9 protein-coding genes and 3 pseudogenes are annotated in these 10,400 nt (G+C 72.9%); 5 read left to right on the top strand and 7 right to left on the bottom strand.

The features are described from left to right. Together ABZ281_RS21170 and ABZ281_RS21175 are read right to left on the bottom strand one after the other, a co-directional pair. Positions 1-262: hypothetical protein (locus tag ABZ281_RS21170; protein WP_356657612.1), on the bottom strand; the 262-nt coding region annotated here is incomplete at its 3' end. Positions 263-371: 109 nt separating this feature from the next. Beyond that, a complete protein-coding gene (locus ABZ281_RS21175) occupies positions 372-1,232 on the bottom strand; it encodes a thioesterase family protein (protein ID WP_356657614.1) in 861 nt (286 codons plus the stop codon). Between the two features lie 144 nt (positions 1,233-1,376). Between ABZ281_RS21175 and ABZ281_RS21180 the strand changes: the two are divergent. The 3 genes and pseudogenes from ABZ281_RS21180 to ABZ281_RS21190 form a co-directional block, all read left to right on the top strand. Further along, positions 1,377-1,538: pseudogene (locus ABZ281_RS21180) on the top strand (esterase); the annotation flags it as partial. Next, positions 1,538-2,905, top strand: a pseudogene (locus tag ABZ281_RS21185) (PQQ-binding-like beta-propeller repeat protein); the annotation flags it as partial. The pseudogenes ABZ281_RS21180 and ABZ281_RS21185, both read left to right, overlap by 1 nt. A gap of 169 nt (positions 2,906-3,074) precedes the next feature. Continuing rightward, a complete protein-coding gene (locus ABZ281_RS21190; RefSeq protein WP_356657616.1) occupies positions 3,075-3,677 on the top strand; it encodes a hypothetical protein in 603 nt (200 codons plus the stop codon). 55 nt (positions 3,678-3,732) lie between these two features. Here ABZ281_RS21190 and ABZ281_RS21195 read toward each other — a convergent pair whose 3' ends face one another. The 4 genes from ABZ281_RS21195 to ABZ281_RS21210 are packed head-to-tail and all read right to left on the bottom strand — an operon-like array spanning position 3,733 to position 7,087. Further along, the gene (locus ABZ281_RS21195) at positions 3,733-4,680 is read right to left on the bottom strand and encodes an alpha/beta hydrolase (RefSeq protein ID WP_356657628.1); all 948 of its coding nucleotides are present in this window, start codon (positions 4,678-4,680) and stop codon (positions 3,733-3,735) included. Positions 4,681-4,729: 49 nt separating this feature from the next. Continuing rightward, a complete protein-coding gene (locus tag ABZ281_RS21200; RefSeq protein WP_356657618.1) occupies positions 4,730-5,506 on the bottom strand; it encodes an enoyl-CoA hydratase/isomerase family protein in 777 nt (258 codons plus the stop codon). Then, the gene (locus ABZ281_RS21205) at positions 5,503-5,916 is read right to left on the bottom strand and encodes an OB-fold domain-containing protein (protein ID WP_356657620.1); all 414 of its coding nucleotides are present in this window, start codon (positions 5,914-5,916) and stop codon (positions 5,503-5,505) included. The genes ABZ281_RS21200 and ABZ281_RS21205 overlap by 4 nt, the downstream gene beginning before the upstream one ends. Before the next feature lie 10 nt (positions 5,917-5,926). Then, positions 5,927-7,087 (bottom strand): lipid-transfer protein, encoded by a 1,161-nt coding sequence (locus ABZ281_RS21210; protein WP_356657622.1) that lies wholly within the window; start codon positions 7,085-7,087, stop codon positions 5,927-5,929. Positions 7,088-7,184: 97 nt separating this feature from the next. Here ABZ281_RS21210 and ABZ281_RS21215 point away from each other — a divergent pair, with 97 nt between their 5' ends. Continuing rightward, the gene (locus ABZ281_RS21215; protein WP_356657624.1) at positions 7,185-8,816 is read left to right on the top strand and encodes a FadD3 family acyl-CoA ligase; all 1,632 of its coding nucleotides are present in this window, start codon (positions 7,185-7,187) and stop codon (positions 8,814-8,816) included. Here the strand turns inward: ABZ281_RS21215 and ABZ281_RS21220 are convergent. Continuing rightward, positions 8,782-9,708 (bottom strand): SMP-30/gluconolactonase/LRE family protein, encoded by a 927-nt coding sequence (locus ABZ281_RS21220; RefSeq protein WP_356657626.1) that lies wholly within the window; start codon positions 9,706-9,708, stop codon positions 8,782-8,784. The two genes, ABZ281_RS21215 and ABZ281_RS21220, sit on opposite strands and share 35 nt — an antisense overlap. 323 nt (positions 9,709-10,031) lie before the next feature. On the opposite strand from ABZ281_RS21220, the pseudogene ABZ281_RS21225 reads away from it, so the two are divergent. Next, positions 10,032-10,400, top strand: a pseudogene (locus ABZ281_RS21225) (hypothetical protein); the annotation flags it as partial.

The raw sequence follows: 10,400 nt of genomic DNA on the forward strand, positions 1-10,400 counted from the left end.
GCATCTCCGAAGGCGCCCCGGACGGCGTGCCCGTCGGCTTGGTGCCCGCCGAGGGCGCACCCGACGGGGCCCCCGAGGGTGCCCCGGACGGAGCCCCGGACGGAGCACCCGAGGCCGCCCCCGACGGCACCTGGCAGGCCTGCTGCCCGGACCCGCCCCCGCTGCTCGAGGACGACGAGGAGTCGCCCGACCCACAGGCCGCCAGGGCCAGGGGCGAGAGCGCCGGCAGGGCCACGGCGGGGAGCAGACGCACACGCTTCATGAGAAACAACTCCAGGGAGGGTGAGGAAGTCCTGAGGCGAGTACTCAACCAACGCCGCTCAGGCCTCCCTTGGGGCCGCCCTGTGACCTGCCTGTCAACGAGGCAAAGTTCAGCCCAGCCGGGCCCGGGCCAGTTGCCTGGACTGCGCGACCAGCCGGTCCGCGCTGTCCCACACCTCGGCGTCCTCCTCCAGGAAGCCGCCGGCGAGGTTGCGCGTGGTGATCGACACCCGCAGCGGGCCCGGCGCCGGACGGCAGCGGACGTGCACGGTCAGCTCGACGGTCGGCACCCAGCCCTTCAGCCCGATCTCGAACGCGGTGGGCGGCAGGGCGTCCACCGCGAGCAGCAGGGAGAGCGGGTCGGGCTCGCGCCCGTCCGCGAGGCCGAACCAGGCGCGCATCTCGCCCTTGCCGGAGGGCTGTCCGAGGGCCCAGCCCAGGGTCGACGGGTCGAGCTTGAGCATCAGCCGGTCGGCGATGGCCGAGCTGCCGTCGACCGGTGCGGGTCCGTCCTCCGGGCCGAAGCAGTGCTCCAGTGGCGGGATCGCGGGCGGCCGGGCGGTCGTACGGACATCGTCGGGCAGGGTGTCCAGGTCGCCGTAGGAGGCGAGGACGCGGATGCGTTCCACCTCGCGGCCCTCGTCGTCGTACTGGAAGAGGGAGGCCTGGCCGGTCGACAGGGTGCGGCCGGTGCGGACGACGTCCGTGCGGACGACCGCCGGGCCGGGCTGGGACGCGGTCAGGTAGTGCGCCGAGATCGTGAAGGGGTCGGCGTGCGGCAGGGCGTCCGCGAGGGCGCGGCCCAGGACGGCCAGCAGGTAACCGCCGTTGACGGCGCTGATGATCGTCCAGCCGGCGGAGAGGTCGATGTCGTAGACGCCCGGCGCGCGGCGGGTGAGCGCGGTGTCGCGGTCGAACTCGCTGTCGCCGATCGTGGCCCGGGCGGCCGGGGCGGTGGCTGCTTCTGGCATGATTGAACAGTACAAGAACTAACTACTAAGCGGTAGCTTTTCCACTCCGGGCCAGGGTCACGCCCTGGTGAGACACGGGCAATTCCTCGGTAAGTGTCGGACTCGTCCGTAAACCCCAAGGTCCTGTCCGTCCTCTACAGGGGCATGAGCCTCACCGGGACACCGTTCCTCTGCACGCTGGTCGTACTCTGCGTCGCCGCTCTCGTCCTGCCGCTGGTCCTCTGGTCGCGCATCCGCGGACCCAGGGCCCTGCGTGCCGCGGCCCGGGCACTGATGCTGCTGTTCGCGCAGGGGACGGCCGTGGCCCCGCGCCGGTGGGCGGCCCCGACACCGGCCCGGTGCGCCTCGCCGGCGCCCCGGTGCCCATCGGCCCGGGCCCGCGCGTCGCCGACGTGCGCGCCGCCGCCGTCAAGGCGCCCCGGCCGGAGGCCGCCCTCGCCGCCTCCTGGTCCAAGCCCCGCCCCGGTGTCAACGGCACGGACCCCGCCGTGGGCCCCGCCGTCGCCGCCCCTCCGGCCCCGGCCGCGCCCCCGGAGCAGGCCGGTGGCTGGCGGCCCTGGCGCTTCCGCATGTCCAACGACGTCTGGGGCACGCCCTCGGTCGCCGGCGACCTGGTCTACGTCACCTCCTTCGAGGTGCACGCCCTGGACGTCGCCACCGGCCGGCGCCGCTTCAAGACCCGGGACGTCGCCTGGTCCATGGCGGTCGCGGACGGCCGTATCCACGCCTCCGACGGGCCCACCCTGTTCGCCCTGGACGCCCGTGAGGGCGCCGACCTGTGGCGGCTGCAGACGGACGCCTGGGTCTACTCGCTCCAGGCCGGCCGCGGCACCGTCGTCACCGGCACCCGCGGCGGCGGCGTCCAGGGCTGGGAGGCCTCCGGCGGCCAGAAGCTGTGGGAGATCACCGGCTGCCAGTCCGACTTCGAGTCCCCCGAGGCCGGACCCGCCCTGCACGACGGCACGGTCTACGTGTGGCAGGACGCCCGGCTGCGCGCCCTGGACGCCCGCACCGGCGAGGAGCGCTGGTCGTACCCGATCGGCGACGCGGCCTCCTGCGGCGGCGTCCCGATCCGGCTCACCCAGGCGACCGACGGCTATGTCTACGTCTGCGCCGGCACCCGCGTCCTCGCCCTGGACGTGGCCGCCGGGCACGTGAAGTGGCACTTCGAGGCCCCGGCCGTGTTCCTTTGCCCGCCCACCTTCGTCCCCGGCCCGGCCGTCACCGGCGGCGGCATCTACCTCGCCGACTACCTCGGCACGGTCTACGCCCTCGACGCCACCGACGGCCGCGACCGCTGGCGCATCGCCACCGAGTCCCGCTCCTCCGTCGATCCCGTGCTGGTCGCGGCCGGCCATGTCCACGTGGGCAGCGGCAAGGGCCTCTACACCCTCGACTCGGTCACCGGCACGCCCAAGTGGCGCTTCCAGGCGGGCGGCGACATCGTGGGCGCCCCCTCGGTGGCCGAGGGCCGGATCCACTTCGGCTCCACCGACCACCTGCTCTACACCCTGAAGGCCGACGACGGCCGGCTGCGCTGGAAACTCGCCACCGGCGGCGAGATCACCGGCTCCCCGGTCGTCCGGGACGGGGTGGTGTACGCGTGCAGCAAGGACCGCTGTGTGTACGCGCTGGACGCGGAGAAGGGCACGGGCACGGCGCGCACCGCCTGACCGGCCCGGGACGGCCGTCGTACCGGCGTACCGGAAGAGCTTCCGGACGGCGGCCGTCGCTTGTCGGGCAGCGGTCCGTCCACCGCTGCCACCCACGACGCTACGCCGGGGACGCACCGGTCGCCACGCAGTGACATGGCCGTGACAGGCGATCACTAGGCTCTCCGGCATGCAGACACGGGGGCGCAGGCTCAGGTTCACAGCGGTGCTGGTCCTGGTGGTACTGGCACTGACCGGCTTCTCGTCCGGCCGGGGCCGTGGCCGCAGCCACGGGCACGGCGGCGGAGGCGGCGGGTGCAGCAGTGCGAGCCAGGATCACGACAGTTCGAGGTCGTCGACGTCGAGCGGCGGCTCATACGGCTCCGGCGGATCGAGCGGCGGGTCCTACGGCTCCGACGACGATGACTACGGCAGCAGCAGCGGCGGCAGCTCCTACACCCGCAGGCCGGACTACGGCTCCACACCGACGTCGTCCTCCGGCTCCGGCAGCGGCAAGGCCCTGAAGGACGGCACGGCACGGCTGGTCGTCTGCGCCACCCCGGCGGCCCCCTACGCGACCGTCGAGGTCCGCAACCCCAACGGCCGCAAGGCGGACTTCTCCGTCTCGGTCACCTTCGAGGACGCCCAGGGCATCACCGTCGTCAGCCGGTACGGCGATGTCACCGTCCCCGGGAACGGCACGGCCACCGTCGACGTCCGGGTGGGCGGCGCGGGACTGGTGGACTCCGTCGACCACTGCGAGGTCGACCGCCAGGCCCTCGTCGACGACTGACGGGGCCCGCGACGGACGGGGGCGCCGGTCCCGCGACCGTCGGTCCCGCACCCCGTCAGTCCCGCAGCTCCGTCAGGAAGTCGATCAGCGCCTCGTTCACCTCGGCGGGCCGCTCCTGCTGCGTCCAGTGGCCACAGCCCGGCAGCACGAGCGGCTTGCGGCGCAGGTTCGGCATCAACCCGGGCAGCTGCTCGATCAGTTCGGGCGTGCCCGGGAAGGCCGGGACCAGGTCCCGGTCGCCGTACACGTACAGCGCGGGCGGGGACACGACCGCGCCCTGCCAGGGGGCGGTCAGCTCCCAGTTGCGGTCCAGGTTGCGGTACCAGTTGAGCGCGCCGGTGAAGCCGGGCTCGAAGCTCTCGGTGAGCACGTCGAGGTCCTCCTCGGTGAGCCACCCGGGCAGTACCTCGGGGTCCGGCGCGTCCGTGAGCCAGCCGCGCTCCAGGTCGACCAGGGCCTGCTCGGTACGCCCGGCGCCCGGCGCGTCACCGGAGGCGGAGTACAGCAGCTTGCGCAGGGTCGTGCGGGTGTCGGCGAACTCGGCCTCCGCCACTCCGGGCCGGTTGAAGTAGTTCCAGTAGAAGCGGCCCTCGAACCGCTCCTGCATGGTCTGAAGCGGGGGGCGGCTGCCGCGGAACGGCGGCGGCACACTCAGCCCCGCCACACCGCGCACCACATCCGGCCGCAGCAGCGCGGTGTGCCAGGCCACCGGCGCGCCCCAGTCGTGCCCGACGACGAACGCCCGCTCCTCGCCCAGCGCGTGGATCAGCCCTACCACGTCCCCCACCAGGTGGAGGATGCTGTAGGCGGACACGTCCTCGGGGCGGTCACTGCCGCCGTAGCCGCGCTGGTCGGGCGCGACCACCCGGAAACCGGCCTCGGCCAGCGGACCGAACTGGTGCCGCCAGGAGTGCCAGGACTCCGGGAATCCGTGCAGCAGCACCACGAGCGGGCCCTCGCCCTGCTCCGCGATGTGCAGCTGTATGCCATTGACGTCGATCATCCGATGCTCAACCACACCCCGAGCATACGCATGTATGAGGAAGCGACCTTTACTCGCGCAACCGGTATGCCCGTGACCGCTCCCCGAACAACCGGGCCTGCCGCTCGCCCGCCGCGTTCCCGAGTGCGATGAGGTGCGGCGCCTGCGCGATCCCCTGCGAGCGCCCCGCCTCGCTCGCGGCCCACAGGGCCCGCACGGTCCCCTGCACGGCCTCGGTCGGATACCCGGCGAGAACGGCGGCGCACGAGGTCGCCGCCTCCAGGGCCTCGCCGTCCGCCACGAGTTCCGACACCAGCCCGACCTCGTACGCCCGCCGCGCCGAGATCCGTTCCGCCGTCCCCATCAACGCCATCCGCGCGACCTCCCCGTACGGCATGCGCTGTGCCATCAGGACCGACTCGTAGGCGCTGACCATGCCGTAGGTGGTGTGCGGGTCGAAGAAGCAGGCGGTGGTGTCCGCGACGAGGAACTCGGCCTCGCCGAGCAGGTAGAAGGCTCCTCCGCAGGCCATGCCGTGCACGGCGGCGACGACCGGTTTCCACAGGTCGTTCGCCTTGGGCCCGATGCCGAGCAGCGGATCGTCCTGCGCGTAGGGCGAGTTCGGCTGCGGCACGGCGGCGTCCCGGTCGATGCCGGTGCAGAAGGCCCGCTCACCGGCCCCGGTGAGGACGATCGCGCGCACGGCGTCGTCGAACCGCAATTCGTGCCAGGTGGAGGCGAGTTCGTCGGCCATGGCGAGGTCGACGGCGTTGAGCCGCTCGGGCCGGTTCAGCGTCACCACGGCGATCCCGCTGTCCCGGTCGGCCCGTACGAGCACGCTGCTCATGGCCGCTCCGGAACCCACTGGGGGAGGCCGTCGTGGAAGACGGCCCGCACCCGGGCGCCGATGCGCAGGCTCTCCGGCGGGAGGGAGCCGAGCGGCTGCCCGGCCCCGGCGACCAGGTTGCCCACCAGCCGGATGCGAGGCGCGTCGTCCAGCTCGACGACGACCACGTTGTACGGCGCCTGCGCCGCGTAGTCGGGCAGCAGTGGCGGATGGGCGACGACGTACGACCAGACCCGGCCCCGGCCGGACACCGGACACCACTCGCTCTCGAAGGACTGGCAGTGCGGGCAGCACGGCCGGGGCGGGAAGCGGAGCTCTCCGCACGCGGCGCAGGCCTGGACGCGCAGTTCGCCCTGTGCGGCGTACTCCCAGAAGGGGGCGCCGTCGCTGTCGGGGACGGGACGCAGCATGGGCAGCTCCTCAACTCCTCAGCAGCAGGGCGGAGGTCGGGACCCCTTCCCCCGCCGTGACCAGACAGGCGGCGGCGCCGGGCACCTGCGCGGTACTGGTCCCGCGCAGTTGCCTGACCCCCTCGTTGATGAGGTTGAAGCCGTGCACGTAGGCCTCGGACAGCCCGCCCCCGCCGGTGTTCACCGGAAGCAGCCCGCCGGTCTCCAGCGCCCCGCCCTCGGTGAACGCCCCGCCCTCACCGCGCCCGCAGAAGCCATAGCCCTCCAGGGAGAGCAGGACCAGGGGCGTGAAGGCGTCGTAGATCTGGGCGACGTCGACGTCCTCGGGGGCCAGGTCGGAGTGTTTCCACAGGTGCCGGGCGGCGCTCCAGGCGGGGCCGGTGAGGGGGTCGTCGTTCCAGTAGTTGACCATGCCGTGGTGCTGGGCGGGGAGCGACTGGGCGGCGGCGTGGACGTAGACGGGTTTGCGCCGGCAGTCGCGGGCGCGCTCTGCGGAGACCACGACGCACGCCAGCGCCCCGTCGGTCTCCAGGCAGTTGTCGAAGAGGCACAGCGGCTCGCTGATCCAGCGGGACGTCATGTACATCTCGCGGGTCAGGGGGCGGTCGTACATGATCGCGGCGGGGTTCTGGTTGGCCCGGTTGCGGCAGGCGAGGGCGACGTTGAACAGGTGGTCGCGGGTGGCGCCGTACTCGTGCATATAGCGGCGGGTGAGCATCGCGATCTCGTCGGCGGGCCTGAGCAGCCCGTACGGGCGGGTCCACTGGGCCGGGGTCGGGAGCTGGACGGTGGTGTCGGTCCAGGGCCGCGGCCCGCTGCCCCGCTTGCGGGACCGCCAGGCCACCCCGACGCTCGCCTGCCCGGCCGTGATGGCGGCGGCGAGATGGGCGACGGTGGCACACGAACCGCCGCCGCCGAAGCCGACCTTGCTGAAGAAGGTGAGGTCGCCGAAGCCGCAGGCCTTCGCCAGCTCCACCTCGTCCGTCTCCTCCATGGTGTAGGAGGCGAGGGCGTCGACCTCGCCGGGCGCGATCCCGGCGTCGTCGAGAGCGGCCAGGACGGCACGGCAGGCCAGGGTGCGTTCGTCCTCCGGGAGCCGCTTGGCGAAGGGTGTCTGGCCTATGCCGACGAGAGCGGTGGCGTCCTTGAGGCCTCCCGATCCTGCTGCCATGCTGCGCGCACCTCCGGGGCCGAACGGTCGCTGACAGGTCGTCAGATTACAGATAATCTGACGGGCAGTCAGCTCCTATGGCGTGGGGAGGCGTGCTGTGCGAGCGGATACGGCATGGGAAAGCGTTCCGGACCTGGTCAGAACGGCGGCCGAACGCCACGCGGACGTCGAGGCGGTCGTCGAGGGCCGCACCCGCGTCACCTACGCGGAACTCGGCGCCCGCGTGGAGCGCGCCGCGGCGGCCTGCATGACGACCGGCGTCGAACCGGGCGATCGGGTCGCCATCTGGGCCCCCAACTCCCTCGACTGGATCGTCGCGGCCCTGGGCGCGGTGTCGGCGGGCGCCGTGCTCGTGCCGCTGAACACCCGCTTCAAGGGCGCCGAAGCCGCGGACGTACTGCGCCGCAGCGGCGCCCGACTGCTGTTCGTGACGGGCACGTTCCTCGGCACGTCGTACGTGGCGTCCCTGCGCAGGGCGGCCGGAGACGGCCCCGGCACCGGCCCGCTGCCCGGCCTGCCCGCCCTCAAGCACGCGGTCGTCCTCTCGGAGGACGCCCCCGCCGGTTTCCTGACCTGGAAGGACTTCCTGGCCTGCGGGGAGGGGGTGGGAACGGCGGACGTACGCGACCGGTCCGCGGCCGTGCGGGGGACCTGGCCCTCGGACATCATCTTCACCTCGGGCACGACCGGCCGCCCCAAGGGCGCCGTCATCACCCACGACCAGACGCTGCGGGCCTACGGCATCTGGAGCGACCTGGCGGGCCTCACCCGGGGCGACCGCTACCTGATCGTCAACCCCTTCTTCCACACCTTCGGTTACAAGGCCGGGGTGATCGCCTGCCTCATGCGGGGCGCGACGATGATCCCCCAGCCGGTGTTCGGCGTGAACACGGTCCTGGCCAACATCGCCGCCGAACGGGTCTCCGTACTCCCCGGCCCCCCGACCCTCCTCCAGTCCCTCCTGGACCACCCCGCACGCGACGCCCACGACCTCTCGGCCCTCCGCCTGGTGGTGACGGGAGCGGCGGTCGTGCCACTGCGCCTGGTGGAGCGCCTGCGCACCGAACTCGGCGTCGGCACGGTCCTCACCGCCTACGGCCTCTCCGAGGCGAGCGGCCTCGTCACCATGTGCCGGCGCGGCGACGACCCGACGGTCATCGCCTCCACGTCGGGCAGGGCCGTCCCCGGCACACGGATCCGGGTCGTGGACCCCGAGGGCCGGCCCCTGGAACCCGGCCTGCCCGGCGAGGTCCTGGTGCGCGGCTTCAACGTCATGTCCGGCTACTACGAGGACGAGCAGGCCACCGCCGAGGTGCTGTCGCCCGACGGCTGGCTGCGCACCGGCGACATCGGAGTCCTGGACGCGGCGGGCAACCTGCGCATCACCGACCGCCTGAAGGACATGTTCATCGTCGGCGGCTTCAACGCCTACCCCGCCGAGATAGAGCAGCTCCTGGGCCTGCACCCGGACGTGGCCGACGTGGCGGTGATCGGCGTACCGGACGCCCGGCTCGGCGAGGTCGGCCGGGCCTACGTCGTACGACGCCCCGGCGCCCTGCTGACCGCCGACGACCTGATCGCCTGGTCCCGCAGGGAGATGGCGAACTACAAGGTCCCGAGAACGGTGGAGTTCGTCGCCGGGCTGCCGCGCAACGCGAGCGGGAAGGTCGTGAAGGGCGCCCTGCGGGACAGGGTCACCGGCCGAGCGGCAGGGCCGGGGTGCCGGTGACCGACATCATCAGGGAGTACAGGGTGGTGTCGGCGGCGATGAACAGCCGGTTGCGCCGGGCGCCGCCGAACCGCACATTGGCGACGGTGCCGGGCACCAGGATGCGGCCCAGGAGCGTGCCGTCGGGGTCGTAGCAGTGCACGCCCCCGTCCATGGCGGCGGCCCAGAGCCGCCCCTCGTCGTCGAACCGGATGTTGTCGAAGGTGCCCTGCGCGCACGCGACGAACACCTCGCCCCCCGAGAGCGAGATCCCGTCCTCGCCCACGTCGAAGACGCGGATGTGGTTGGCCACGCTGTCGGACACGAACAGCCGCCGTTCGTCCGGTGAGAAGACCAGCCCGTTGGGCCCCTGGAACCCGTCGGCGACCAGCCGCACCTCGCCGCTCGCGGGGTCGACCCGGTAGACGTTCCGGGCGCCGATCTCGCTCTCGGCGCGATGCCCCTCGTAGTCGGTGGCGATCCCGAACTCCGGGTCGGAGAACCACACCGACCCGTCCGACCTCACCACGGCGTCGTTCGGACTGTTGAGCCGCCTGCCCCGGTACCGCTCCGCGATCACGGTGACCGAGCCGTCGTGCTCGGTCCTGGTCACCCGCCGATTGCCCTGCTCACAGGTGACGAGACGCCCCTGCACGTCCAGGGTGCTGCCGTTCGGGTAGCCGGCGGGGGAGCGGAACACCCCGACGGCGCCGGTGGTCTCGTCCCAGCGCAGCAGCCGGTCGTTGGGGATGTCGCTCCACACGAGGTACCGCCCGGCGGGCACGTACACGGGCCCCTCGGCCCACCGGCACCCCTCGTGAAGGACCTCCAGCCGCGAGTCCCCCGCCTGACACCGCCCGGTCCGGAACCGCTCGTCGAGGGTCTCGTAGAGCTGGGGCTGCTCGCCGGGCATAGGGCGCCGCCTTCGGGTAGGGAACCTGAACTGGCCACCCACTATCACCCGCCACCCCCGGACGCGTCCCGGCGACACCAGGGGTCAACCGGAGCAGTTGGGCAGCCCTCTCGTTCACCGACCTGGGCCCGCAGCCCCGTCGACGTGCCCGCACGCTCCACCTCCCCCCTCGTAAGCGGCCCCTGACCACCCACGTGCGGAGAGAGTGTGCAGACCTGGTGGACTCCCGTGTGCCGCCCTGTGATCGGTGTCTCCCACGGCTGACGTATCCGCCGTCAACAAGGCAAACTGGCGTGGTTGCTCAGGATGTCTAGGGGGACTGCATGGACGGTGTACCGGACGGTGTGCCGCGCGTACCGGAGCAGCGGCGTCCCGACTCCACGCCGACGCCGTCGGAGCCGGCCACGACGACCGTGGCGGAGAGGCCCGTGGAGTCCGCGGCCCTGCGCTTCAGCGTGCTCGGGCCCGTGCGCGCCTGGCGCGGTGACGAGCCGGTCACCACCGGGTCCCCCCAGCAACGCGCCCTGCTCGCCGCCCTGCTGCTGCGCGAGGGCCGCACCGCCACGGCGGCGGAACTGATCGACGCCCTGTGGGGCGAGGAACCGCCCTCCGCCAACGCCCCGTCACGTCCAAGTCCGCCGCCGGTATCCCGTCGGGCTTCGCCCAGGACCAGGAGGGGGCGGAGAGCGCGG

The organism is Streptomyces sp. NPDC006265, assembly GCF_040613555.1.
In the GTDB taxonomy this organism is placed as follows: domain Bacteria; phylum Actinomycetota; class Actinomycetes; order Streptomycetales; family Streptomycetaceae; genus Streptomyces.